This is a genomic window from Myroides injenensis M09-0166 (genome assembly GCF_000246945.1).
Classification (GTDB): domain Bacteria; phylum Bacteroidota; class Bacteroidia; order Flavobacteriales; family Flavobacteriaceae; genus Flavobacterium; species Flavobacterium injenense.
The window spans coordinates 1-26,053 of sequence record NZ_BAEX01000048.1; the positions used below are offsets into that span (position 1 = coordinate 1).

Annotated in this window: 22 protein-coding genes and 1 riboswitch; of the genes, 6 read left to right on the forward strand and 16 right to left on the reverse strand. The window is 31.2% G+C overall.

Annotated features, from left to right (window positions below; translation table 11 throughout):
- From RH98_RS08995 to RH98_RS09015, 5 genes are all read right to left on the reverse strand, one after another.
- Positions 1-969: DUF6850 family outer membrane beta-barrel protein (locus tag RH98_RS08995; RefSeq protein WP_010253339.1), on the reverse strand; the 969-nt coding region annotated here is incomplete at its 3' end.
- A complete protein-coding gene (locus RH98_RS09000) occupies positions 966-3,749 on the reverse strand; it encodes a carboxypeptidase-like regulatory domain-containing protein (RefSeq protein ID WP_010253341.1) in 2,784 nt (927 codons plus the stop codon). The genes RH98_RS08995 and RH98_RS09000, both read right to left, overlap by 4 nt.
- A gap of 74 nt (positions 3,750-3,823) precedes the next feature.
- Positions 3,824-4,990, reverse strand: coding sequence for a DUF4876 domain-containing protein (locus RH98_RS09005; RefSeq protein WP_010253343.1), 1,167 nt, complete (start codon positions 4,988-4,990; stop codon positions 3,824-3,826).
- A 253-nt stretch (positions 4,991-5,243) separates the two neighbouring features.
- Positions 5,244-5,645 carry a DoxX family protein gene (locus tag RH98_RS09010; RefSeq protein WP_010253345.1) on the reverse strand — a complete coding sequence of 134 codons (402 nt, stop codon included), beginning with the start codon at positions 5,643-5,645 and terminating at the stop codon, positions 5,244-5,246.
- Positions 5,646-5,682: 37 nt separating this feature from the next.
- On the reverse strand, positions 5,683-6,393 hold the full coding sequence (locus RH98_RS09015; RefSeq protein WP_010253349.1) for an SDR family oxidoreductase: 711 nt from the start codon (positions 6,391-6,393) through the stop codon (positions 5,683-5,685).
- Between the two features lie 397 nt (positions 6,394-6,790).
- On the opposite strand from RH98_RS09015, the gene RH98_RS09020 reads away from it, so the two are divergent.
- The 3 genes from RH98_RS09020 (at position 6,791) to RH98_RS09030 (ending at position 11,406) form a co-directional block, all read left to right on the forward strand.
- Positions 6,791-8,980, forward strand: coding sequence for a S9 family peptidase (locus RH98_RS09020; protein ID WP_010253351.1), 2,190 nt, complete (start codon positions 6,791-6,793; stop codon positions 8,978-8,980).
- Between the two features lie 789 nt (positions 8,981-9,769).
- Positions 9,770-10,213: a 4-fold beta flower protein gene (locus tag RH98_RS15250; RefSeq protein WP_010253352.1), complete on the forward strand. Its 444-nt coding sequence runs from the start codon at positions 9,770-9,772 to the stop codon at positions 10,211-10,213.
- A gap of 98 nt (positions 10,214-10,311) precedes the next feature.
- Positions 10,312-11,406: an enoyl-CoA hydratase/isomerase family protein gene (locus RH98_RS09030; protein ID WP_010253355.1), complete on the forward strand. Its 1,095-nt coding sequence runs from the start codon at positions 10,312-10,314 to the stop codon at positions 11,404-11,406.
- Positions 11,407-11,481: 75 nt separating this feature from the next.
- Here the strand turns inward: RH98_RS09030 and RH98_RS09035 are convergent, their stop codons facing one another.
- Genes RH98_RS09035 through RH98_RS09050 form a run of 4 tightly spaced genes read right to left on the reverse strand, consistent with a single transcriptional unit; the run spans position 11,482 to position 15,736 of the window.
- Positions 11,482-12,057: a LutC/YkgG family protein gene (locus RH98_RS09035; protein WP_010253359.1), complete on the reverse strand. Its 576-nt coding sequence runs from the start codon at positions 12,055-12,057 to the stop codon at positions 11,482-11,484.
- A 16-nt stretch (positions 12,058-12,073) separates the two neighbouring features.
- A complete protein-coding gene (locus RH98_RS09040; RefSeq protein ID WP_010253361.1) occupies positions 12,074-13,438 on the reverse strand; it encodes a lactate utilization protein B in 1,365 nt (454 codons plus the stop codon).
- A 2-nt stretch (positions 13,439-13,440) separates the two neighbouring features.
- Complete coding sequence (locus RH98_RS09045) at positions 13,441-14,181, reverse strand: (Fe-S)-binding protein (protein ID WP_010253364.1); 741 nt, start codon at positions 14,179-14,181, stop codon at positions 13,441-13,443.
- Positions 14,182-14,203: 22 nt separating this feature from the next.
- Positions 14,204-15,736, reverse strand: coding sequence for an L-lactate permease (locus RH98_RS09050; RefSeq protein ID WP_010253366.1), 1,533 nt, complete (start codon positions 15,734-15,736; stop codon positions 14,204-14,206).
- Between the two features lie 254 nt (positions 15,737-15,990).
- Between RH98_RS09050 and RH98_RS09055 the strand changes: the two genes are divergently transcribed.
- Together RH98_RS09055 and RH98_RS09060 are read left to right on the forward strand one after the other, a co-directional pair.
- Positions 15,991-16,509, forward strand: a complete 519-nt coding sequence (locus tag RH98_RS09055) for a DUF6452 family protein (RefSeq protein ID WP_010253368.1) — start codon at positions 15,991-15,993, stop codon at positions 16,507-16,509.
- Positions 16,463-17,353: a DUF6048 family protein gene (locus RH98_RS09060; protein ID WP_010253369.1), complete on the forward strand. Its 891-nt coding sequence runs from the start codon at positions 16,463-16,465 to the stop codon at positions 17,351-17,353. Before RH98_RS09055 ends, RH98_RS09060 begins: the two co-directional genes overlap by 47 nt.
- Positions 17,354-17,399: 46 nt before the next feature.
- On the opposite strand, the gene RH98_RS09065 is transcribed toward RH98_RS09060, so the two are convergent.
- Genes RH98_RS09065 through RH98_RS09075 form a run of 3 tightly spaced genes read right to left on the reverse strand, consistent with a single transcriptional unit; the run spans position 17,400 to position 19,260 of the window.
- The gene (locus RH98_RS09065) at positions 17,400-17,948 is read right to left on the reverse strand and encodes a putative glycolipid-binding domain-containing protein (RefSeq protein ID WP_010253372.1); all 549 of its coding nucleotides are present in this window, start codon (positions 17,946-17,948) and stop codon (positions 17,400-17,402) included.
- Positions 17,949-17,977: 29 nt separating this feature from the next.
- Positions 17,978-18,766 (reverse strand): class I SAM-dependent methyltransferase, encoded by a 789-nt coding sequence (locus tag RH98_RS09070; protein WP_010253374.1) that lies wholly within the window; start codon positions 18,764-18,766, stop codon positions 17,978-17,980.
- A complete protein-coding gene (locus RH98_RS09075) occupies positions 18,766-19,260 on the reverse strand; it encodes a 3'-5' exonuclease (RefSeq protein WP_010253375.1) in 495 nt (164 codons plus the stop codon). Before RH98_RS09075 ends, RH98_RS09070 begins: the two co-directional genes overlap by 1 nt.
- 150 nt (positions 19,261-19,410) lie before the next feature.
- Between RH98_RS09075 and RH98_RS09080 the strand changes: the two genes are divergently transcribed.
- Complete coding sequence (locus RH98_RS09080) at positions 19,411-20,946, forward strand: M20/M25/M40 family metallo-hydrolase (RefSeq protein ID WP_010253377.1); 1,536 nt, start codon at positions 19,411-19,413, stop codon at positions 20,944-20,946.
- 101 nt (positions 20,947-21,047) lie between these two features.
- Here the strand turns inward: RH98_RS09080 and RH98_RS09085 are convergent, their stop codons facing one another.
- The 4 genes from RH98_RS09085 to RH98_RS09100 all read right to left on the reverse strand — a co-directional run bounded on the left by RH98_RS09085 (position 21,048) and on the right by RH98_RS09100 (position 25,349).
- Positions 21,048-21,719: a hypothetical protein gene (locus RH98_RS09085; RefSeq protein ID WP_010253378.1), complete on the reverse strand. Its 672-nt coding sequence runs from the start codon at positions 21,717-21,719 to the stop codon at positions 21,048-21,050.
- Positions 21,720-21,863: 144 nt separating this feature from the next.
- Positions 21,864-22,610, reverse strand: a complete 747-nt coding sequence (gene fabG / locus RH98_RS09090; RefSeq protein WP_010253381.1) for a 3-oxoacyl-[acyl-carrier-protein] reductase — start codon at positions 22,608-22,610, stop codon at positions 21,864-21,866.
- 49 nt (positions 22,611-22,659) lie between these two features.
- Positions 22,660-23,976, reverse strand: coding sequence for a Na+/H+ antiporter NhaC family protein (locus RH98_RS09095; RefSeq protein WP_369383821.1), 1,317 nt, complete (start codon positions 23,974-23,976; stop codon positions 22,660-22,662).
- Between the two features lie 58 nt (positions 23,977-24,034).
- A riboswitch (SAM-I-IV-variant riboswitch) is annotated at positions 24,035-24,141 on the reverse strand.
- Between the two features lie 245 nt (positions 24,142-24,386).
- The gene (locus RH98_RS09100) at positions 24,387-25,349 is read right to left on the reverse strand and encodes an NAD(P)H-dependent flavin oxidoreductase (RefSeq protein ID WP_010253386.1); all 963 of its coding nucleotides are present in this window, start codon (positions 25,347-25,349) and stop codon (positions 24,387-24,389) included.
- Between the last annotated feature and the right edge of the window lie 704 nt (positions 25,350-26,053).

Here is a 26,053-nt window from a genome sequence, read left to right on the forward strand (position 1 = left end):
ATGTACTGAATAAATAAATTTCATTCTTGTATTCCACTCTTTTGCAACAAGTTCATGAAGATTAATCGTACTTTCTTCTTCAGTTTTTAAATCTCTAAAAGAGTAATCAATTAAAAACTCCATATTAACTTTATTCTTTTTCCATAATAAGCCCGAAATATTTAAATTGTATAGATTCTGTTTATAAATCCTCTTCTTTGAAAAGACGTAATCTTTGTGATCATTATCATACATTCCAAAACCTCTTAATAAAAAAAACTGTTGCTTAATATTCCCTTTCCAAACATCCAACTCTATTGTTTGTCTATGTAATTGATATTTAGCACAAATACCTAATTCATATTGTGGATTAAGTTTAAAAATAAAACCATTCTGAACTGAGAACCATGATGAGATATTTCTTGCTCTTGGATCAGTTTGCTTGTAGGTGTAATCTCCCCTATAATCTAAATTAATGCCCCAATTGATAATACTAGTAGCTAAGCTATATGTTCCTGAAATATAATATTGTTGAAACTTATAATTACCTGTTTTATTATTAACAATTTGATAGGGCCCGTATCCCTTATACACTCTCAATGTATTCCATTCAATATTGTCTTGTATTCCTTTCGAAATTTTAGCTTTTCCTAAGAAAGACGATTTTGAATTTATAAATGTTAACCACGCACCTTCAATACTATTTATTTTATACTTATTTCCTGTGTTCGGCGTATAATACTCTTTATCTTTTTGATAGTCAATAGATGTCCCCAAAATAGCTTGAGATTGATAATATTTATTACTTTGTAAATAAGCAGGATTTAATCTATTGTCTTTTGATAGTATAAAATCATCTTTAAAGGAAATAGAATCCCTTTTCAAAAGCTTCATATCATTTCTATGAAACCTTTCTTGTGCTTGCAACTGAAAAAGATTTCCAAATAAAAAAAACAAGCAAATACTCATTATTTCTAATACTTTTTTCATAATTTATCTAACTTTAAACTTACTTCAACACCAAAATATGGAGAACTCCAATTACGTTGATTTACATTAAAATTATTTTTATATTTTGCATTAAGACTAACTATATTATTTACAAAAAAAGAAAGAGAACAAAAATTTTTAAATTCTTTTGTCCCTTTAATATTAATTGTATAATCAGGTTTAGTTTTATCTTTAGAAAAATTATTCTTCTGTGATCTTAAATCTAGTGGCAGTAGATCTAGTCTATTAGAAATATTTGCTAAATAATCGATTTCATGAATTATTCCTTTATTATCTAAATACCCTGATGGTAAAAATGATTCATTCTCGTCCAACTGCGTTGTAGAATACCAGAGTGCTTGAATAAAGGTTGTAAAAACTAATTTTAAACTCGGAATTTTAGTATTTATCCACAGATTACTATTGAGTCTACTTGTAGTTACGCCTCTAGCATTATCATATATCCCCACAAATGGATATTGTTTATTCTCTGCTAAAGCATTTGGATAAAACATTTTAGGTTGATTTGATGTATAAATAGTTTCATAATAAGCACCATTAACTTCTATAGTTGTATTAATAGATTCAATAGTAGGAAAAACAATACGATATTCAACACCCTTTTTAGTAATAGCACTACTATTTTTAACCTGAGGAAGTACTATAAAACTATATTCTTCACTTGAGTAAAAATCTTCCCTATTTGGTTTACCAATTATATTTGTTTTTGGTTCTGTAAATTTTAAGTAATTTACTGGTAAATAAGAATAATGATATTCATATCCTCTATTAGATTTTTCCTTAAAAACGGTAAATGATATATCAAAATTATTTATCGAAAAATCTAAACCAACTTCAATTTTATCATTTTTATTTGCTTTTAATTGATTATTTTCAACATCATGTATATAAGTATTTGTAAGTAAAAGCCTATTTTGAGGTTTATTATCATACCAATTAAGGACTTCGACATCTCGATACATCTTATCAGGATATAGGTAATCTAAAGTAGGCAGTTTATTTTGCTGTCCATATCCAATTCTGAAGTTACTAGACACTTTATTTTCATTACCATAATAAGATAAAAGATTAAGTTGAATTCTTGGTTCCACAAGAAATTTATTATTGAGGTAATAAGTTCTTGGTAGATTATAAAGTTGAATTGCTCTAATACCAGTTATAAAGTTAATTTTTGAAGCTATAATTGGCAAATCCATACCTAAGTCACTTTCTAAAAAATAAGCAGTATGAATTAATGCAGGTATATCATAATTTGCTCTAGGACGAATAAAAGTATTATCATGAGGAAATGGTGGAAGTTCAGGATTTATTATAGCTCCTTTACCATAGTTCTTTGTACTATTAAATTCTGCTCCAGAAACAATACTGTGATATAAATTATCAGAGTAGCGTAAAAACTTATTGAAATTTAACTGCGTAAATATATTAAAAGGTTTATTTTCTAACTGATATTCTGTTTTATACTTAGAAGGTAAATATAAAGCTTCATGTATTCCCTCTTCTATAGCATTAGACATATTTATACCACCGTCAGAATAAACCATTAATGAGCGATCTAACTTATCTATTGTATAGTCGAAATGAGTTAATAATTCTATTTTATCTAGCCATTTGCTCTCAATTAAAGAAGATAATTTCCATGTTAAATCTACTTTATTATAATTAACTTTATAAATTTCATCATTGTATTCTGTTGACTGATCACTTTTATAATTATCTAATGTTTGAGTATAATTAATTTTTGTATTCATCTCAATATCCTTTTCAAATAATAAAAAAGATATATTATGATTTGCCTGAGTAGTAAATCTTGTGTATTTTGTAAGTTGCTCTCTTACATCAGGTTTAGCACTTAATATATCCATACCTAAATGTAATATACCTCCGTTTTTTGGTAACTTTATTCCTTTACCTACATATAGTAATTGGACATTTGGATCAACTTTCCCACGTATTTCCAGTGGGCTCACACCTTGTTTTGCTATTAAATTTATCTGACCACTAGATAAATTTCCATATTTGGCTGATGAAATTCCTCTAATAATATTAATACTTTCTATATGATCTGTAGATAACGTTCGCATATCTAAACCAGAATTGAAAACTAAATTTCTTTCTTTTCCAAAACTTGGCGTACTATTTCCCGTAATACCATATAACTGATTTCTACTTCCATCATTATTCAATGAAATTCCATCAGAAACGATAGATACTCCTAATGCACTATTTTTATCCTTTCCCGATTGTCTAAAATTAACACCACTAAATTGATTTAAAGAGTTTTCTTGATATAAACTTCCTGGTAATAAAACTAAAGCATCGACTATAGATGTTGGTTGTATATATGTTAAAGCCGATTGTGTAATTACAGCCTTATTTCCGCCCTTTTTATCATACTTAGCCATAATTGTAAAACCATCAAGCTCTACACTTTGTCTATTTAATATAAAAATATAATCTGACTGTTGCTTTACATTAAATTCAAGTTCACTTTCTAAAAATCCTAATGATGAAATTACCACTTGGTAGTTACCTTTAGACAAATTAATAGTGAGTTTTCCTTGATTATTAGTGGTAGTAGAGATATTCAAATCTTTAAAAAATATAGTAGAATAGGGTATACTTTCACCTAAATCATCAACAATTTTAATTTCAATATTATATTTTTCACTAACACTTTTGTTTTCTTGTCCATAACTAATAACTGCTGTTAAGAACGTATAGAAAACTAATTGGTATTTCAAAAAACTAACTCTCATTTTCAAACTAAAAAAATAGCCTAGTAAATATTAGATTAAACTTTTACTAGGCTATTAATTATTAATATAATAATCTATTTACTTGGAAAATTTCTTTGTCCAATTCTAATTTCAAAATCTTCAGTTGAATTGTTAGTATCTAAATAGACCTTTCTACCATTCTTTTCTTCTTTAACTTTTCTTACATAAACCTCTCTTGTCCCAGTATCTGTAACAGTAACAAAACCTCTATCTACTACATTAGGCAAAGACTTATATTTAACTAGACCTACTTGTCCAGTTTCTACTCCATCAATAATAATATCTGAAGAAATCTTAAATACCGTTTTATTACCAAACATACTTTCAATAACTATAGAGTTTGCATTAAGATATTCGGCTAAGTCACCTTCCTGTTTAAATAAAAATGCCGGTGCATATCCTACCCCGTATCCAAGTAAATCAGTATGTGTAGTACCAGTTATTTTCACGTTCGGAACATTTGGATTATCAGTATCATTACTAGGCATAACAGCCTCAAAATCTACTCCACTTAAATCAGCAGCTGATTTATTTTTCCCACCTTCACTAAAGTCTTTAGCTGAACGTGCAAAAACTCTCTCCTCACCAGGTTGAATTGGATAATCTTTTCCTGATCCTGGAAAAGTATAAATCAAATCTGCATAAATACTATTATCTTGAAGAGCTTTCTCATTTATCTCATTATATGGAAATTTATTCCAATGATTAGTAATTGCGTATGAAATACCATCAAGATATTTAACTTGATTACTATTATTATATATTACCACATATTGATCACCTAACTCAATATATTCTCCATATTCATCTTCTGCACCTTCTCCTGATGTGAAAAGTTCACTAATTATTAGCCCCTCTAATGTTGGTTTTAATAGTTCAATCTCTAAAGAAATAGTTTCATCTTTTTGAATAGAAACATTATTTTTTGCTGCAAAACCTACTTCTGCTAATTCTATTTTAAAATCATAATTACCAACTTCCAAAGTCAAATTTGCTTTTCCTTGTTTGTCTAATTTTCCTGTTATTTTTTTTGAAGTGTTTTGATTATAAACTTCATAATTAAATTCTGAAAAATCAGTGATCACTTTACTATTATTTATAGCCTGAATAGCTACATTATAATTTTGCGTTCCTTCTGTATTAGAATCATCATTAGAACAGGCTGTAATAAACAATATACACCCCATCAAAAACATTCCTACTTTAAATAGTTTTTTCATTTTTATTTAGATTAAATTAAAACAACTGCAAACTTATATTTAAATCTTAATTATATTATTCTTAAGAATAACTTTTATTATAAATTCAAATATGTGCTATTAATATTGCCTACTATTGATTAAATTAGTTAAGTTTTATAAATTCAAAAACATTAATGTCATTTTACTTCACAAAAAAAGAGTTTAAAGAATCACAGTTCTTTAAACTCTTTTTCAAACATTGATAAGAATATTACTTGCTCTATCTAAATTCTTAATTTAAAAAGCCATTCCCTTTTACCAATCTAATTTTCCCTGGTCCTATAAATGCGATGGCTAATGCACTAACAAAATACAAGATATTTAGTTCTGCATTTAAACCTCCTGATTCTGGATCAATACCAAAACCAGCCATTCCTTTCACTAAGAAAATAGACATAAACATAGTAAAAGCTATTATTGTACCCGAAACTCTTGTTGCTATACCTAGTATTAAGAGTAAAGGAGCTATCACTTCACCTACTGGTACTCCGAGCCACAACCATGTCGGTAATCCTTTAGATGACAATTGATTAATAATAAAGTCATGACCATGAATTAACTTGTGAATTCCGTGGAGAATCATTAACCCTCCTACTCCTAGCCTTAGTAGAAATTTTCCAAAATCAGTACTCATACTCGTATTTTTTTTATGTTTATATAATTAAAAATAGTTACTTACCAGTCTTAAGAGGTCTTATTTCAATTTTACTTGGCAGAACATTTGGATTCATTTTTAGAATATCAACTACCAATTCGCCCATATCTTCTGGTTGAATCTTCCAAACATGTTCAGCTGAAGGTATATGATTATTAAAATTAGACGTTACCGATCCTGGCAAAATTGTAGTTACCTTAATATCAGCATTTCTTAAATCTAGCATAGCCGCCTGAGTAAATCCTACTACCCCAAACTTACTAGCATTATAACCTGATCCACTAGCAAAGAAATTAATTCCAGCTAAACTTGCAATCGATATAAAATATCCTTTATTAAGTTTTAGCTGCGTAATACTTGCTTTTAATGTATGAAATACTCCTGTTAGATTAGTATCTATCATTGTTTGCCATTCCTCTAAAGTCAAATCTTCAACTGATGCAAAAATACCAACACCAGCATTTGCTATCACAACATCTAACTGTCCAAAAGTCTTCACTATAGTATTAACAGCATTTTCTTCGTCTTGATAATTTCTGACATCAGATTGCAAACCTATTATATTTAACTCATTACCAAGCTCTCTTGCTGTTTTCTGAGCTTCTTCTAGATTACGACCACTGATCGCTACGTTACAATTATTCTCCAAAAGAGCCTTTGCGATACCTCTTCCTATTCCTTTGGTTCCTCCAGTAATATAAACAACTTTATTAGCTATACTTTTCATTGTATTTGAAATATTAGTTTGATTTATACTAAAATAGACAAAAAAAAAGTAATTATTATATTAAACCTTCTATTTTTAAATGCAAAGCTGCTTGATTATTCAAAAAAACTTATGTTCTTGGGTAAATCTAACCTAGAATAATACTTTAGTAGTCTTTTAAACTTTAGTCATAAATGCAATAAACTTGGCATATCGAAAACAAGTTTGATATTACCTCTTCAATCATTAGGTTTAAAACGAAAGAATTGATTAAGCAGTGTGCAGGGCTTAAATTTATAAAGTTCTCTTAACTTAATCGTCTATACAACTGCCAGGCGCGAGTATTTCGTTAATTAAATTTGTATCAAAATCAAATTAGTTTAAATTAGCTACTTCATAAATTATTTAAGTTCAAACTATGAGAAAAAGCTCACTACTTTTTTTTCTGTTAACAGGAAATATATTATTTGCTCAACGTGATTTAACAATCACAGAAGCAACAATGGGACAGTACTTTCAATTTGCACCAGAGAGAATTTTACAACCAAACTGGAAAAATGACAATGCCTTCTCTTTTGTTACTACTAATCGAGATAGTTTAGTTTTAAAAAGTAAAGAAAACAAATGGGAAAATGAGACAGTCCTTACTGCTAAAGAATTAGAAGTAATCTTAAACGATAATTTTAAAAATACTACATTCTCACTTCGTTCATTACCTAGTAATTTATCTTGGATTAATGATAATGAGATTGCTTTTACAGCTACTGATAAAGAAGGTAAATTCAAATACAATGTCAGACTTGATTTGAAAGACAAAAAGATCAAGAATAGCTTTAAATACAATAGTGTTGCTTCTGAAGAGACAATTTCTAGAAACAACAATTATATAGCGTGGTTAAAAGACAATAATATTGTAATTACTAGCCATAAAGGAGAGGATATTGTCGTAACTGATGATAGCACGATTGATATTGAAAATGGAAATAGCAGTACTCATCGCAATGAATTTGGTATTAACAAAGGTATGTGGTGGAATCCAAAACAAGATCAATTATTATATTATAGAAGAGATCAAAGTACAGTTTCTGATTATCCATTAGTACAATGGGGCACTAGAGTTGCCGAAACTAAGGATATAAAATATCCAATGGCTGGTATGCCTAATGAAAGAGTATCTTTAGTAATCTATGATGTGCTTACTAAAGAGAAAATTACACTAGACACAGGTGTAGAAGACCAATTCCTTACTATGGTTACTTGGGATCCGTCTGGTAACTATGTTTATGTAGGTGTGTTAAATCGTCAGCAAAATCATTTAAAAGTTAATCAATACAATGCTGCAACTGGAGCATTTGAAAAAACTTTGTTTGAAGAAAAGTCTGATATCTATGTAGAGCCATCACAAGGATTAGTGTTTACTCCTGGAAACTCTAAGAATTTTATTCATTTTTCTGAAAGCGAAGGATATAGACAAATGTATCTATACAATACAGATGGAAAGCTAGAACGTAAATTAGGTTTCGAGGATGTAATCGTTTCTGATTTTCTAGGTTTTGATGCTGACGGAAAGAATGCTTATTATGTAGGAGTAACTAACAGAGGATTAGACAGACAACTTTTTAAAGTAAACCTTAAGAAAGGAAAAACAGAACAAATTACTGAATTATCTGGTACTCACAATGTAGTATTAAACGATAGTAAAACATTATTCCTAGACCAATTTAGCAATTTAGAGACACCTAATAAAGTGAGTGTTGTCAATACTGACAACAAAAAAGAAAAAGAATTAATAGTTTCTAAAAACCCATTAGAAGGCGTAATTAATATGCCTAAAACTGAATTTATTACATTGCAGGCAGCAGATAACAAAACTACATTAAATGGTCGTATTATCTACCCTACTGACTTCGATGCTAGCAAGAAGTACCCTGTAATGGTTTATGTTTATGGTGGGCCACATGCTCAATTAGTAACGAACAACTGGTTAGGTGGTGCAAACTTATTCTTCCACTATATGGCTCAAAATGGTTATATAGTTTTCACAGTAGACAATAGAGGTAGTTTTAATAGAGGTCGTGATTTCGAACAAGTAATTCATCGTAAATTAGGACAAAATGAAATGGCTGATCAATTAAAAGGAGTTGATTACCTTAAATCACTATCCTTTGTTGATCAAGACAAAATAGGTGTTTACGGATGGAGCTTTGGTGGTTTCATGACGACAACATTGTCGTTAAATCATCCTGAGATTTTCAAAGTTGGAGTTGCAGGTGGCCCTGTAATGGATTGGAAATATTATGAGATAATGTATGGCGAGCGCTATATGGATATGCCTCAAGAAAATCCTGAAGGTTACGAGCTTACAAGTTTAGTAGATAAAGCAGACAGGATTAATAATAAATTATTGATTATTCATGGAGCTCAAGACCCAGTAGTAGTACAACAACATTCTATGGAATTTATAGAAGGAGCTATTAAAGCGAATAAGCAAGTAGATTACTTCCTATACCCTACACATGAGCATAATGTATTAGGAAAAGACAGAGTACATCTAAATACAAAAATTGCTAATTACTTTTTTGATTATTTAGCAAAACCAAGTAAATAATCATACACTATACAGATAATAAAGGCGAACTTAAAATGTTCGCCTTTATTTGTTTTTCGAACGACATAGATACTTTTTTCATCTTTGAATTCTATATAAATTTTATCAACTATCATCTCTTAAATAGCGTATATAGATAAAACCATTATATCTATTTACTTATAGGGTAAATAATGACCTAAAATGATCACTAATTGTTATTTATAGCAGTACAGCATTTCTACTCTTCTCAGCAATGACAAGGCTTAAGAAGCCTTTTTTAGAGTTAAATAGGGACTTTGTTCGGGAACGGTTCGGGAATTGTTCGGGTGAGCATTGCAAAAATGGGGGGGTTTCCCGAACAAGACTGCTGCCGTGCTCGAACTACACTGGGATAAGAGTAGACTGAAACGCTTAAAAATTAGAAAAAAGGGGGATTGTAAATTGACTTTTTTACAGTCGATTTAGAAGAGAAATACAGATTTTGATTTGTGTAATTTTATTTGGAAGAATCAGTTAGAACACTGATTTACAATACAAAAGTACAATTTATTTCATCATTAATTGCATAATAGTATACGATATTGTACGAAATAAATCTAGAATCATTTAGCTATCTCCATAAATGAATACCCGGACTTAAATAGTATTGTTTAAATGATTTGGCAAATTAAACTGATTTAATAATAGGCTCGCGACAAGTGCGCTATACTTTTTTATATAATTTAAAAATTATTCAACAACAGTGATAACTTTTAAAAAAAAATAACTTTCCTATCTTTGATATAATAACCTCATTATTCTAATATTATGAAACAACTTATCGTCCTATTCTCTATATTCTTATTCTCTACAGCTATATCTGCACAGCAGATAAGTCTATATAATAAAGCTGGAGAACCAATCGCTTATATAGACTACGATGAAGAAGCTACTATCTACTTATGGAAAGGTGAGCCAGTAGCCTACTTAACAAAAGAAAGAGATGATATCTGTATATTTGGTTTCAATGGTAGTTTTCTTGGTTGGTATGAAGAAGGCATTATCTATGACAAAAAAGGAAAAAAAATAGGTGTAATAGAAGATGCAGATCCTTTTATGATTACTAAATTTGAACCCATCAAAGGCATTCAAAAAATTAAACCTTTCAGATCTTTTATCACAGACCACGTTCCTTTCCAACCTTTTTTATCTGACTACATTTGGTCTAGTACTCCGCTAATTGAGTTACTTTACTTTGGAAAAAAGAATTAGGAAAATAATAGATAATAGCATATTTTAACTACAATTTTACTAGATAATACTTTTAATTTTTGTATTTTAAAATTTCTAAAAACTTAAAGAAATTAAATATGAGTTTTATACTTACAGAAATAAGAAACAACTTAGGAATTATAACTTTAAACTCTGAAAAATCACTGAACTCTCTATCATTACCGATGGCTGAAGAACTGCAAAGTACTTTAGACCAATGGAAAAATGATGATAACATAACATGTGTTTTTCTACAAGGTGCTGGAGAAAAAGCATTCTGTGCAGGGGGTGATATTCGACAAATGTATCAAGCTATCGTTGAAGAGAAAGAGCTGAATTCTACAAAAGTTCCTGCAAAATGTCAAGACTTCTTTACCAAAGAGTACCAATTAGATTACGATATTCACACCTATCCTAAACCAATTATAGTTTGGGGTGATGGTATTGTGATGGGAGGCGGTATGGGTCTTTTAGAAGGTGCATCCTATCGCATTGTGACGGAAAGAAGTAAATTAGCTATGCCTGAGATTACCATAGGACTATATCCTGATGTTGGTGCAGCTTATTTTTTAAATAAGTTGCCTTCAGCTTATGGATTGTACTTAGGGATGACTGGAACTAGAATAGACGGTGCGGATGCTATGTATTTGGGCTTAGCGGATTACTATATTGACTCTACAAAGAAAGAGGAGTTACTAAACCTATTGAGTAGCGCGAGTAAAGAAGACAATATTGATAATAAATTAAATACTCTACTTAAGACGGTTAGTACAACAGCACCAGAATCAACAGCAAAAGAAAACTATTCTTTTGTACAACAATTCGAAAAAGTAAATAACCCTACTGAATTTAAAGATACTTTACTGAATTTATCTAATCCTAGTGAGTGGATTAAAGGAGGTATAAAATCGTTTACATCGGGATCGCCAAGTTCAGCGCACATCATTTTTAAACATTTGCAAGACAATAAGAATGCTTCACTAGCAGAAGTCTTTAGAGCAGATTTGAATTTATCTAGTCAATGTGCTATTCACCCTGATTTTGCAGAAGGAGTACGTGCTTTGCTGATCGACAAAGATCAAAACCCAAAATGGCAACCTTCGGATTTTAAAGAAGTTACAACCGATTGGGTAAACAGTTACTTCACACCTTTATGGAGCAATGAAGAACACCCACTAAAACACTTAAAGTAATTTATAACAACTAAGAGAGCAAGAAGATTAACCTTCTTGCTCTCTTAGTTTATAGTAATAAAAAACAATAATTTCTTATTTTAAAATTACTGTCAAACCTTTAGGTCCATGTGCTCCTACTACAAGTGCTTGCTCAATATCTGCAGTTTTTGAAGGTCCGGAAATAAATATCCCAAATCCTTTATCTGCAACTTTCAGTCGAGCATATGCTTCGTGCATATTATTTACTAATTCATTTTTATCCAAAACGATTATTAAATACTGTGAAATAAAATACAGTGCTTTATGTCTAACATTCTGAGGAATCCAAACACAACCATTCTCTCCCACGCCAAACTCTCCTCTTACAATGGCTAAGTCTACATTATCTAATTGATGTGAGTCGGCTATATCATCAGGATTAATTGTGTTTATAGTAATCTCATCTAAATTAGATGCTATCACATTAGCCTCATTATACAAGCCTTTAATAACTTGATTAATATCTTGATCAGGCTGTAATAAAATAGCCTCTCCTCCTACACCTTTTGTTATTTCAATAAACTGCTCCAACAAGTTATCATAACGGATTGCTTCTAGTGCAATCTCTGGTTTGTCATAACGTTGTTGAATATTGCGTTTTATACTTTGTAATATTTGATCTTTACTCATAGTACTTTTATTTTTTCTAAACCTTTCCTTTTTTCCACATCTCCGTAAACGATTCTTTTGCAAATGGTGGTAAAGATCGACCATCTTCCCATTCCTTAAGACCAAAAGTAAGTGATCTAGGAGCATACTTAGCTAAACTAGTAAACTTTAAGCTTGTTCTAAACAAAGCAGGATGAGTAAACAAAAACTGCATACCACTAGATATTAATTTCTTTGAAGAATTAGCTTTACCAAGTGTATCAAGGTCTTGACGCCATTTATAGATTTGATCTGCTAAATCGATACGCACCGGACAAACATTATTACAAGAGTAACACAATGAACAAGCTGAAAGGTTCTCACTGTGTTTTTTTGGTTCTTTAAGCATTCCTAAATTAATACCTATTGGTCCAGGAATAAAATAAGTATATGAATATCCTCCACTTCTTCTATATACAGGACATGTATTCATACAAGCACCACAACGAATACAGTTAAGCGATTTTATATGATCTTGATTAGTCAAAATATCGCTTCTACCATTATCTACAATGATGATATGAAATTCACCTCCCTCAATTGGTTTGCGATAATGTGAAGTATAGGTTGTCGTAGGCTGTCCTGTAGCAGAACGAGCTAATAATCGTGTAAATACACTTAAACTTTCATGATCAGGAATAAGCTTTTCTATTCCCATAGATGCAATATGTACCTTAGCTAGAGAAGTACCCATATCTGCATTTCCTTCATTGGTACAGACAACTACTTCACCAGTATTTGCAATTCCAAAGTTAACACCTGTCATTGCAACATCAGCAGTTAAAAAGTCATTTCTAAGGGAAGCTCTCGCTGCTCTAGTTAAATAGGTAGGATCACTATTCCCCTTTTCAGTATTCAATTTCTCCGTAAATAGTTCCCCTACTTCTTCCCTTTTCATGTGGATAGCAGGCAAAACAATGTGTGAAGGAGCCGTACCATTAAGCTGTAAGATACGCTCTCCTAAATCACTCTCTACTACATCAATGCCGTTATGCTCTAAATATTGATTTAATTCACACTCTTCAGTAAGCATTGATTTACTCTTCACCATTTTCTTTGCATTGTGCTTTTGCAAGATGTCTAACACAATACTATTGTGCTCATCTGCATCTTTTGCCCAATGTACAATTACTCCATTTGACTCTGCATTATTTGCAAACTCTTCCAAATATTGGTCTAAATGACTAACACTATGTAACTTTATCTTTTCTGCCGTTTGTCTTAACGCTTCCCATTCTGGCAAGCTCTTAGACATCTTATCTCTTTTTTCTCTTACAAACCACAATGCATTATTATGCCATGCAGCTTTATCTTTATCCTGCTGAAATACTTCAGCATTTTCTGCGTGCTTAGTACTACTCATAATTATAATCCTGCGGCTAATATTTCTACTACATGTATCATTTTTATAGGCAATTTATTCTTGTCTACAATTCCCCCCATATGCATAAGACATGAACTATCAGGTCCTGTAATATATTCAGCCCCTGTAGCAATATGGCATCCTACTTTATCATTACCCATACGAATAGAAACAGCAGGCTCCTCGATAGAGAACATACCACCAAAACCGCAACATTCGTCAACGCGTTCAGGCTCTACTACTTCTACGTCTTTCACTAAACTTAAAAGATCTTTAATCTTAGAATAAGGCTTAATATTTAGTTCGCTCGCCGAGCCTAATTTTAGTTCTCTTAAACCATGACAACTATTGTGTAAACTGACTTTATGTGGAAAAGATCCTGGCAAAGAATCAATCTTTAATATGTCGTGTAGAAACTCACACATATCATAGACTTTACCACTTACTTTACTAGTACAGCCATCTTTTTCCATAATTCTAGGATAGCCATCTTTTACAAAACCTACACAACTTCCAGAAGGAGCTACGATATAATCATATTGATCAAATAATTCATTGAATTGATTTGCTAAAGGCAACGCTTTATCCTCAAAACCAGCATTGGCCATAGGTTGCCCACAACATGTTTGGTCAACGGGATAGTCAACATCCATTCCAAAATGTGTTAATAGTTTATAACTTGCTAAGGCTACTTGGGGATAAATAGCATTTACATAGCAAGGAATAAATAATCCAATTCTCATATAAATAAAATAATTTTAATTTTTAACTTCCAATATAGACAACTATTCCTGCAATAATGATATACAATAATGCAAAAACAACTGCTTTTTTAAGTATAATACCTTCTTTTCCTTGTTCATTACAAGCTGTGGTTGCAACAGCAATACTTTGCGGTGATATAATTTTACCACCAGTTGCTCCAGTAGTATTGGCAGCGGCTAACCACCCTTTATCTGCACCTATTTTATCAGCAACGGTCGCTTGCAATTTTCCAAATAAAATATTTGAGGAAGTATCACTCCCAGTTAAGAAAGTTCCCAAGGCTCCAATAGCTGGTGCGAAGAATGGATAAAATGCTCCAGTAGCGGCTGCAAGTGCAAGTCCTAATACTGTAATCATCCCTGAAAAATCCATCAATGTAGAAAGAGCAATCAAACAACAAACTGTAATTACTGTTTTCTTTAATTGTACTGTTGTTTTTCCCAATAGTTTAAACAACTTTTTAAAGGTACTTCCTTGTATAAGTCCCCCTGCAATTGAGCTAACAAAGATTAAGACACCAGTATCAGTTAACCAAAATATACTTACTTGTCTTAAAGCTCCCGCTATGTCAAAACTAAAGACTGTTTGAAATACTGCAAGATTAGCTTTTAACCAGGTTGTAATAGGAAATAATGGACTTGTTAATAGTACTAATAATAAAATAAGACCATAAACACTCCACGCTTGAAAACTCTCTTTTAATGAAAAAGAAGCAGTTTCGGTTTTAACCTCTTTTTTACCGGCTATCTTACCAAAAGCTATGATAACTATAATAGAGGCGATACTTCCTAAAATTGCAGGCGTCTCTGCTCCTATATATAAAGCTGAGTAATATTGAACAGCCAATGTCACTCCACCAACTAATATACTTAAAAGAATATTTCTAGGTATTGCTTTTACATTGCTATTTGTCATTGTTACAATAACAAAAGGAATTAAGAGCATTAATACAGCTAATTGTCCTACTACATTTGCACTTATAGTTGTAATTTGATCAACCATATCTACTTCGCGTGCCAATACAATCACAGGAATACCAACTGCACCAAAGGCTGTGGGAACACTATTTGCAACTAGGCTAACAACAGCTGAAAACATAGGTTTAAACCCTAAACTAATTAAGATAGCTGCCGGAATAGCAACTGCGGTACCAAAGCCCGCCATTCCTTCTAAAAGTCCACCAAATCCCCATGTTAATAACAATACTTGGATTGATTTATCACTTGAAATAGAAGAAAACTGTTGTTTTATAATTTCTATTTTCTGCGTTTCTACTTGAACATTATAGCTATAGATTGCCATCAAAATAATAACTAGAATGGGGAAAATCGCTTTTACGATTCCAAAAATTACAGAAAATAATGTATCACTAGGAGATAATTTGAATACAAATAAAGAGATAAGAGCAGTAGCTATTAAGGTTATTATTGCACTTTTTTCACCTGGCATTTTTAAAATTCCCAACAAAACTATAAGTAGGATAACAGGTGTAGCAGCAAACAAAATCTGCATAGATGAAATCGTTTCTAACATATTCTTTTATTTGTATTTTGTCTTAATACCTTAAATGTACGAGTATAAATGTTTGAATTGTGTTAAAAATTACAATTAATATCTTGCAATACAACTAATTTAGAATGATTAAACATTAAATACACGTATTAGTTGTTTTTCTTCTAAAATTATAACGAACTGTTACTTTTCTAATTGCTGTAAAAGTTTTTAAACAGTTGTAAATTACTTTTAGTATTTTTGAGCCATAATATATGATAGTGCAAAGAATCTATATGAAAAAAATGATAATAGCGAGCCTATTAATATCTATTGGCTCAATAGTGTTTATAGCTTGTGAAAAAGATGATATCTGTGCGGAAACAGAGCCAACGACTCCTAGTATGGTCGTTGAATTCTTTAACTATGAAGATCAAGATATACCTAGAACTGAAACTATACAAGCTTATACTGCTGGAAGAGAAAAAGATATTATTAGTTCTTCAGGGAACAAATTAATCCTTCCTTTTCGTTTAGATCAACAAGAAACTTCTTGGATTTTAAAACGCACAATACGCATACAAGAAAAGACAGATACACTGCGAGATACGTTAACATTTAAATATCGTATAAATACTACTTTTTTAAATAAAGCATGTGGTTATGTGTCCACTTTTTCACTCTACCAAGATGGAACATCACCTCAATTAAATGGTGATCCTAATAGAACTGCTGGTAATTGGATAAAACAGTATATAACAGAGACTAATGAAATTCAAAATCAAGATGAAGTACACTTTAAAATCTATTATTAGTATTAGCTTTTTATTTTGTGCTTATGTTGGCTTTGCACAAGAAGAACAAATCACTACTGAAATAACGACTACAATAACGGAAGTTGCTCCTAAAAAAGAGCCAACTACGTTACAAGGACCTCCTCCTAGCTACCCTCAGCGTTATGGTTTTCGCGTTGGTGCAGACTTGTTTCGTTTGACAAGATCACTTTACGATAAGACATATAGTGGCTTTGAATTAGTTGGAGATTATCGCTTAACAAAGAAATGGTATGCCGTAGCAGAAGTCGGACATGATAAAATGACTCGTGATAATAATACTTACGGTTTTACAACTAATGGTAATTATATCCGTATCGGTGGAGATTTCAACCTTTATGAAAACTGGTTAAATGCAGAGGATCAAATATTTGTCGGTTTTAGATATGGTTTTAGTTCTTTTTCTCAAACCTTAAATTGGTATGAAGTCTATACTACAAATCCCTATTTTCCAAGTCAAGTTCATGATGTAAATAAAAAATACAGTGGTTTATCTGCTCACTGGGTAGAGTTTGTAGTAGGAGTCAAAACTAGAGTTTTCAATAATGTATTTATGGGATTCAGTTTACGACTAAATGGTTTGCTTGCTCAAAAACAACCTGAAGACTTTGAAAATCTATATATTCCAGGATTTAATAAAAAACACAGTGGCTCTATTGGGGTAGGATTTAATTACACAGTAACCTACTTAATCCCATTTTACAAGTCGAAGAAAAAAGCTTTTGTAGTACCTGAATCAGATACAAAATATGACTTAGAAGGTAATGCGATACAATCTGAAGATTTGAAAATGATAGAAGCGAACAAAAAGAAATACAATAACTAAAAAAGCGAGGACTTGATTAATCAAGTCCTCGCTTTTTTATAAACAATTATTTTATTCTTTGATATAACTTAGGATACTCTAATACAAAGCCATTTCTATCAACTATAATTTCACTCTCAAAGTCAGTTCCTAGATTTCTATATAAGTAAGTATCTTCACTTATACGCTCATACTGTTGAATCAGAGGTGTAAATCGTTCTTCTAATGGATTTATATATAAGACACTGATTTCTTTTTGTTCACCTACTTCTAGTTTTAGTCTATTAATAGGCAATGTATTAGTAAATGGCGTTACAGAAATATCAATATCAAGACAATCATTTAGATCAGGATATTCGCATTCGTCAATTACCCATAGCTCATTGATTTTATGAGCATGCAGAGAATAATTCTTATGTCCTTGCTTACATTCTATAGAGAAAAAACGAGTCTTCCAACTGTCATCAGCTACCAATTGATAATCAACTCCGTAAATCTGATTATTCTTGTTTCCCACAATTTCTCCACGACAATGAAAACTTTGTTCTTTTTCAATAACTTGACATTTCTCTAATGACAAATGGCTTTCACCCATCCAAATAATCTTATTATCCATATGATTTATAATCTAAGTTTACTCTAATATTATAATTTAATAGCTAGTGTTCCTATAAATGTAGGAATAAAATGGTCTATAACAAAACGTGGATGAGGTTGAAATGTCTCTTCATATCCTTTAATATGGAATCCTACTTTTAATTGCCCACCGATTAAATCTTGTAAACTATGTCCGAAAGTAAAGGCTTCACCTCTATTTCTCTTTGCATCAAGCTCTTCCTTAGACAAATCAGCTAAATCTGAATATGGAATTCTATAAACTGGTTTAAGGATACCATTATTGAAATCCTCAATATTTCGATCATGGACAAAAACAACTGGGTTGTAAAAGCTACTAATTAGCTTTGCTCCTTGTTTTAAAACTCTATAACACTCGCTCCACACAGGGTTTACATCTTCCACATACAAATTAGAAATAGGGTGTATGATAAGATCAAACGTCTCATTAACAAAACAACTCAAATCCCTCATATCCCCTTGAACAGTAATTAATTCTAATTGATCTCTATTAGCTACTTCTCTATCTTTATTTAGCTGTTCTTGAGAGATGTCTATTACGGTGACCTCTGCTCCTGCTGCGGCCAAAACTGGTGCCTGTTGACCTCCAGCAGATGCTAGACACAGAATCTTTTTCCCTTTGATATCCCCTAGCCAAGATTTAGCTATTGGTGTCGGAAGTACATATACCTCCCAATTACCTTGTTTTGCATCAGCTATTAACTCTTGACTTACTGGCTGAGACCACTGCACATTAGCAAGAGCTTGTTTATCCCAAGCAGCTTTATTGTGATCTATATAATTATTATCTTCTTTCATTAAATATTATTATTAGTTGATTCCATTCGCAAGTATCTACTAAACAATTCTGCACATGCTTTAGCATCACTTAATGCATCATGGTGATTTAGTTGGATTCTATACAGCTGCGCTAATGCAGCTAGCCCTTTTCTATAAATGCGATAGGTACAGTGTTTTTCATACTCGGGAACTTCTAGATTGTAGTAATTTAAAGTCTTTTCTAAAACTGGAAAATCAAATCCAAATCCATTATGTGCAACTACATTTTGAAATTTAATATATGGCTCTATTTTATGCCATACTTCTTCAAATGTTGGCGCATATAATGTGTCTTCTGGAGTAATACCATGTACTTGAATAAATTTTGACCAATAAGTATTCTGTGGTGGTTGTATTAACAAATTTAAGGAGTCAACAATCTTATTATTTTCCACTACAACTAAACCAACTTGACAAATACTCGCTCTGTTTGGTTGTGCCGTTTCAAAATCTATCGCGGTAAATCTATCCATCTCTCTTAACTATTTTGTATATAGCTAAAGTAATATTTTTTGATTCCTTACCATCAGAAATAAGCTTTTAAATCGTTAATTACTTTATATTAGTGGACGAATTCTGACAAAAAGGTCTAATTATTGTATAGGCTACAAAAAAACAAAACGATGAATACTAAAAAATTTATTCTATTTACCCTATTACTTATTGTTATTCTATTAATTACAGTAGTGATCAGGACATTCACATATAATTTTAAAAAGGTAAGCACTTTAAAAGACCAACCTGTAACCTTACCTATCAATGAAAAGGCTATTAAACGTTTGTCGCTGGCAATACAAATTCCCACTGTGAGTACTGTTGTTTATGAAGAAACAAATTTTAAACCTTTTGATGAATTTAAAGAGTTCTTAGAAAAAGAATACCCTTTGGTTTACCAAAATATGGCAACTACAACAGTTAACAAATATGGTTTAATCTTCCATTGGAAAGGAAAAAGTAACTCACAGAAACCTTTACTATTTTTATCACATTACGATGTCGTACCTATCAGTAACTATGCTGAAGATGCGCCATTACATACGGAACAGCCTATTTTTAATCCGAATAGCTCTTCTGCCCCATTAAATGAATATAAAACATCATGGAGTCATCCTCCTTTTAGTGGTGTGGTAGAAAACGGCAGAATATATGGAAGAGGAACATTAGATATGAAGGGAATGCTAATCTCTATTTTAGAAGCTTCAGAAGAGTTGCTAAAAGAAGGTTATCAACCAAAACAAGATATTTATTTTGCCTTTGGTCATGATGAAGAAGTCAGCGGCCGACAAGGAGCTTTAAAAATAGCAGACTATTTTAAAGCTCACAATATTGAATTCGATGCTGTTTATGATGAAGGAGGTTTTGTCACAAGTCCTAAATCTGTTCTCAATACAGTTGATAATGCTATCGCACTAATTGGTGTTGCTGAAAAAGGCTTTCTTACCTTACAAATTACTGTAAAGGGAACTGGTGGGCACTCATCTATGCCTCCGAAAAAAGGATCACTTGTATTAGCTGCTGAAATCATTGAAAAATTAAACACCAACCAAATGCCTGCTACAATAATTCCTCCTATAGAGAATTTTCTAAATAACATAGGTGGCGTTATGGATTTTAAATCTCGTCTTGCCATTAGTAATCAATGGCTTTTAAAAGGAACTCTTTTAAAAACATTAGAAAACAATCCTGGCTCGAATGCTTTGGTAAGAACGACAACTGCCATTACTATGGCACATGCTAGTGATGCGCCTAACGTCTTATCTGCTGCAACAGATATTACAGTAAACTTTAGAATATTACAAGGAAACTCAGTGGATCAAGTAATGCAACACGTCAAAGATATTTGCAAAGATTACGATGTAGAATACAAAATAATTTCTCAAAGAGAGCCTTCTAAACTATCACCACACAATAGTGAGCAATACAAGAAGTTAGAAGAAATAATTGCTGTTAATTATCCCAATGCCATTATTACCCCGTATTTGACGATTGGTGGTACTGATGCCTACAAATATGAGATAATATCAGATAATGTTTTTCGTTTTATGCCTATAGAAGTAAATGAATTTGAACAAAGACAAATACACAATGAAGATGAGTCAATAACTATTGAAAACTATATGCGAATGATTAACCATTTTAAACTTTTAATGCAACAGTAATCAATAAAAAAAGCCTTACTAATATAATTAATAAGGCTTTTTTATATTAATTATTCACTTTAATTAAATACACGTAATTACCATAAATACAACACTATATATTATAAATAAAAACATAAATAAATTATCATCAATACTTGTAGGATTACTAAAGCATAGAATCCCCATAACGCAGGAAGAAGATTAGCAGGATTAAACTTCACACTAGATAGTTGTTGTACTAAATTACCTGTCTTTCTTCCCAAAGGAGCCTTTTTAACGATATAATTTGTTGACTTTCTTAAAACAAAATTACTTACCGCAGTTTTATTATTTAAAGAAATTAGCTCTTCTTTTATCACATCTTTATTAATAACATCATTGGCAAACAACATAGGGCTTTTTGCTTCTAAATAACCTAATAATCGCCCTATATAATTTTCAAAATAAGAACTTCCCTGACGCTCCCATATTAAACTTATAGCCTTTTGAATAGCATAGCGATTAGCTATCCAAAAATATAGAATAACGAAGATTATTTGAATAAGTAATATTACAATGGCAGAAAAGTTAGTATCTGAAAATAAAGCTTTTAAATTAGGCATAAAACCAACTGCATCCGTCCCTTCTCTTAATTTATAAGCCTTAGTCATTGAATAAATAAATATAAATGAAGACAAAGCAATTCCTGTCAGCATCATTACTATCCATCTAAAACTACAGATAAGAACAATCTTAAATGTTTTAAGTCCTTCTTGCCCTAATTTGACTCCACCTTTTACTATTTTATTCATAAGACGACGTATATACTATCCAAAAATAGTAAATTATCAGCTGTTCTTTAAATAAACTATCTAATAAATTAACTATTATCTTATTACACAAAAAAAGTCTTACTGTATTTAGTAAGACCTTTTTTATAGTATTTTATAATTGTATTAAGTTAACATTCCACCGTCAACATTAATTACTTGACCTGTTATATAAGCAGACATATCAGATGCTAAGAAAATACAAGTATTAGCTACATCTTCTGCTGTACCACCTCTTTTTAATGGAATAGCATCTCTCCATCCTTTTACTACCTCTTCTGGTAATTTACCAGTCATTTCTGTTTCAATAAATCCAGGAGCAATAACATTACAACGTATATTTCTTGAACCTAATTCTAAAGCAATTGATTTAGAGAATCCAATTACACCTGCTTTAGATGCAGCGTAATTTGCTTGACCAGCATTACCTTTTACTCCTACTACAGAGCTCATATTAATGATAGACCCTTTTCTGTTTTTCAACATTGTGCGTTGAACAGCTTTAGTCATATTGAATACAGATTTTAAGTTGATTTCAATCACTTGATCGAAGTCTGCTTCTGACATTCTCATTAATAAATTATCTTTAGTAATACCAGCGTTATTAACTAAGATATCGATGTTTCCAAAATCTTTAAGAATTTCTTCTACAAGCTTCTCTGCTGCACTGTAATCAGCGGCATTAGATTGGTAACCTTTTACTTGTACCCCTAAAGCTGATAACTCTTTTTCTAATTCTTCTGCAGCTTGTGCTGAAGAACTATAAGTGAAAGCAACATTAGCTCCTTGTTCTGCAAATGCTTTTGCTACTCCTCTACCAATACCTCTTGTTGCACCAGTAATAATAGCTATTTTACCTTGTAATAATTTCATTTGTGAATCCAATTTAATTTTTGAACTAATCGCAAATATAAACAAATTGTTATACTACTTCTTTATTTTCTGTACGCTTTCTAAAAAACATCATATAAACTAATGTTATAATCAGTAATAAACCAAAGTAATAAGCATGGCTAGCTAGCTCAAAATAATCTGCCTTACCATTTGTAAAACTTAAAATAATTAACACCTGCGCACCATACGGCAATATTCCTTGTACCACACAGGCAAAAATATCTAATATTGAGGCTACATAAGAACGACTTAGTTTATATTCAGTTGCTACATCATGTGCTAGATTACCCGCTACTAATATAGAAACAGTGTTATTTGCCATACAGATAGCTACTCCTGATACTAAAGCAGCAATACCATATTCTGCACTTGCTGGAGTTTTCATACGCTTTTGCATGTTTTTTAATATCCACTGAATACCACCTTCTTTCTCTACCATACGCGCTAATCCCCCTGTAAGCATTGATAATAAGAAAATATCAATCATTGATAAAAACCCTTCATATATTAAATTGGCTAAACCTAAGAAATCAAAATCATTTTGTATTAAACCAATACCTCCCGCAACAATAATTCCAATAAATAGAGCAGCAAAAACTTGTACTCCTAATAATGCTAATACTAAAATTAATATATATGGAATAATCAACCAATAATTGTGATTTGTATCTAATTCTAAAGGCACACCACCATTATCATTACTCATAAAAAACAAGATAATACAAGTAATAATAGCTGCAGGCAGTGCTAATTTAAAATTCTCTTTAAACTTATCTCTCATCTCACAACCCACTGTTTGAGTAGCGGTAATAGTAGTATCTGAAATAATTGATAAATTGTCTCCAAACATTGCTCCTCCTAAAAGTGTACCACATAGTAAACCCAATGGAGTTTCTGATTTCTCACCAAGTCCAATTACTATAGGACCTAATGCTACAATAGTTCCTACTGATGTACCAATAGACATAGATAAAAAACAAGCAATAACAAAAATACCCAATGCTAAATATTCTACAGGAATATAACTTAGACCTATATTCACCATCATATCTACTCCACCAATAGCTTTAGTAACAACTGCAAATGCACCTGCTAATAAATAAATCAGGCACATCGTAATGATTTTACTATCTCCACACCCCTCCACTAAGGAGATAACTTTATCATTAAGTGAGGTTTTATAAAAAAGAATGAAAGCAGTAATTATACCAATACTTATAGCGATAGGAGAAGGTATTTTGTAAAAATCACCTAATAAGATACCACCACCTAGAAAGACAGCTATAAAGACTAAAAATGGAATTAATGAATAAAATTTGTTCTCTGACATTTTAATTACAATTATATTGTTGTTTGTATTATTTGTTGCCAGAAAAGCTAAAGTTGGATTCTTTTAAAGAAGAGTATTCAACATTTTTTCCATTTCTGGCTTATCGATTTCAGCACCTTGCTTGTTGTTGCAGGTTGCTATTCTACTATTTATACAATAGAGAAATTCTTGATAATGAGCTGCAAATATAGTTTATTTTTTTAAAACACAAATACGAATGTTAATGTTTTTTATTTTTATCCAATTATTATTGCAGCACAAGTAATTCCTGTTATTAATAAAAAGATAGTTTGATTTTTTATACGTATTTATATCGATTTATTAAATATTTAATCAAAACTAAATTAATAGAAAAAGCCCCATAATAGTCTAAAACTATTCTGGAGCTTTTTCCATTACACAAAAGAGTGTTTATTTCTTATTTGCTAAAACTTTAAATGCGCTTGTATAGTAGCATTTTTTTCTAAAGCGTGCTTATATTCAACTTTTAGCTGTTGTACTAAATCTTTTACACTAAGCACACTATTTATCCCAGCAGTACCATGACCTGCTGACCAAATATCTTTCCATGCTTTTGCATTATCTCCAGTCAATTGAGAAAAATCTTCTTCTTTCTTTTCGGATAAATCAATACCCGCATTAATTATACTTGGTTTCAAGAAATTCGCAGGCACTCCAGATACTCCAGCAGTATAGATAATATCGTCAATACCCGAATTTACAAGCATTTGCTTATATTCCTCTACTGCGACACACTCTTCTGTAGCAATAAATCGTGTACCCATATAGGCAAAATCTGCTCCCATAATCTGAGCAGCTAATACATCATTACCAGTGTCTATACTACCTGCTAACAAAATTGCACCATTAAAGAAACTTTTAATCTCAGCTATTAATGCAAACGGATTAGCTAAACCAGCATGTCCACCAGCACCCGCTGCCACACATATTAAGCCATCTACTCCAGCCTCAGCTGCTTTCTCAGCATGTCTCTTTTTTACAATATCGTGAAAAACTAATCCTCCATAACTATGAACAGCATCTACTAAATCTTTAACTGCTCCTAATGAAGTAATAACCAAAGGCACTTTATACTTTATACATAATTGTAGATCAGGCATTACTCGTGGATTTGTCTTGTTTACAATTAAGTTTACGCCAAAAGGGGCTGGTTTAATCCCAGTTTCTTTCTCATAAGCGGCTAACTCAGAAGTAACCTCTTTAAGCATTGCTTCAAAATCTTCTGTACTACGTCCATTTAATGCTGGAAAAGTCCCTACAATACCATTTTTACAACACTCTATTACTAATTTTGTACCCGAAACAATAAACATTGGTGAAGCAACAATCGGTAAGGTTAAGCTATTTTTAAATTCTTCTATAGTCATATAAATATTTTGATTAGATAATAATTATGTAAGAAAAAATGTCTTACAAAGTATCACCGTAAGATAAACTTATTTTTGATTTTTTAAAAGATATTTAGGTATCAAAATTGATTAATACTATTTTTTGTTTATAAAAAATTTTATATTAAATTTAGCTTTTAATCATTCGATATTAATTTCTGCTTCATTATATTCTGAATCTAAATCATTTATTATGGATATTGAATTTGAAAAAGAAAAAAAGGTTTAAGATATATAATTGTTGATGAAAAGGAATCTAGAACAACTTCTTATAAACTTGAATCTAGATTAAAAAATGATAAGACAATTGAAAGAACTATTAGAGAAAGATATACAGAATGTGTAGTACGAGTATATCAAACTGCAAAAAAAGCTTGTGAATCAGATGCAATGTGTGATACTCTTTGTGATTTTATTCCAAGTTGTTATGCTAGTTTATTAGCAATATTAGCATATTTTTAATTAATTATAATGGATATGAAAATTTTTGTAATAATTATAGTTTTATTTTGGCTAATCAGCTACTTGATATTAGGATATCAATTAGCTAAGTCAAAACAGAGAATCTCTTTTTTCAATATCATATTAATGTTTCTATTTCCTTTTTTATGGGTTTTTTTCATAAAAAAAATTAATACTATTGATGTAGGTAATAAAAAAAGATACCATTAATTATATGTAGA

Coding starts and splice junctions, on each gene's coding strand:
- RH98_RS09030 (WP_010253355.1), top strand. CDS start 10,312: ATGAGTTTTATACTTACAGAAATAAGAAACAACTTAGGAATTATAACT.
- RH98_RS09065 (WP_010253372.1), bottom strand. CDS start 17,948: ATGGATAATAAGATTATTTGGATGGGTGAAAGCCATTTGTCATTAGAG.
- RH98_RS09085 (WP_010253378.1), bottom strand. CDS start 21,719: ATGAATAAAATAGTAAAAGGTGGAGTCAAATTAGGGCAAGAAGGACTT.
- RH98_RS09020 (WP_010253351.1), top strand. CDS start 6,791: ATGAGAAAAAGCTCACTACTTTTTTTTCTGTTAACAGGAAATATATTA.
- RH98_RS09100 (WP_010253386.1), bottom strand. CDS start 25,349: ATGACTATAGAAGAATTTAAAAATAGCTTAACCTTACCGATTGTTGCT.
- RH98_RS09050 (WP_010253366.1), bottom strand. CDS start 15,736: ATGTTAGAAACGATTTCATCTATGCAGATTTTGTTTGCTGCTACACCT.
- RH98_RS09055 (WP_010253368.1), top strand. CDS start 15,991: ATGAAAAAAATGATAATAGCGAGCCTATTAATATCTATTGGCTCAATA.
- RH98_RS09015 (WP_010253349.1), bottom strand. CDS start 6,393: ATGAAAAGTATAGCTAATAAAGTTGTTTATATTACTGGAGGAACCAAA.
- RH98_RS09045 (WP_010253364.1), bottom strand. CDS start 14,181: ATGAGAATTGGATTATTTATTCCTTGCTATGTAAATGCTATTTATCCC.
- RH98_RS15250 (WP_010253352.1), top strand. CDS start 9,770: ATGAAACAACTTATCGTCCTATTCTCTATATTCTTATTCTCTACAGCT.
- RH98_RS09075 (WP_010253375.1), bottom strand. CDS start 19,260: ATGGATAGATTTACCGCGATAGATTTTGAAACGGCACAACCAAACAGA.
- RH98_RS09035 (WP_010253359.1), bottom strand. CDS start 12,057: ATGAGTAAAGATCAAATATTACAAAGTATAAAACGCAATATTCAACAA.
- RH98_RS09080 (WP_010253377.1), top strand. CDS start 19,411: ATGAATACTAAAAAATTTATTCTATTTACCCTATTACTTATTGTTATT.
- RH98_RS09010 (WP_010253345.1), bottom strand. CDS start 5,645: ATGAGTACTGATTTTGGAAAATTTCTACTAAGGCTAGGAGTAGGAGGG.
- RH98_RS09060 (WP_010253369.1), top strand. CDS start 16,463: ATGAAATTCAAAATCAAGATGAAGTACACTTTAAAATCTATTATTAGT.
- RH98_RS09040 (WP_010253361.1), bottom strand. CDS start 13,438: ATGAGTAGTACTAAGCACGCAGAAAATGCTGAAGTATTTCAGCAGGAT.
- RH98_RS09000 (WP_010253341.1), bottom strand. CDS start 3,749: ATGAGAGTTAGTTTTTTGAAATACCAATTAGTTTTCTATACGTTCTTA.
- RH98_RS09005 (WP_010253343.1), bottom strand. CDS start 4,990: ATGAAAAAACTATTTAAAGTAGGAATGTTTTTGATGGGGTGTATATTG.
- fabG (WP_010253381.1), bottom strand. CDS start 22,610: ATGAAATTATTACAAGGTAAAATAGCTATTATTACTGGTGCAACAAGA.
- RH98_RS09070 (WP_010253374.1), bottom strand. CDS start 18,766: ATGAAAGAAGATAATAATTATATAGATCACAATAAAGCTGCTTGGGAT.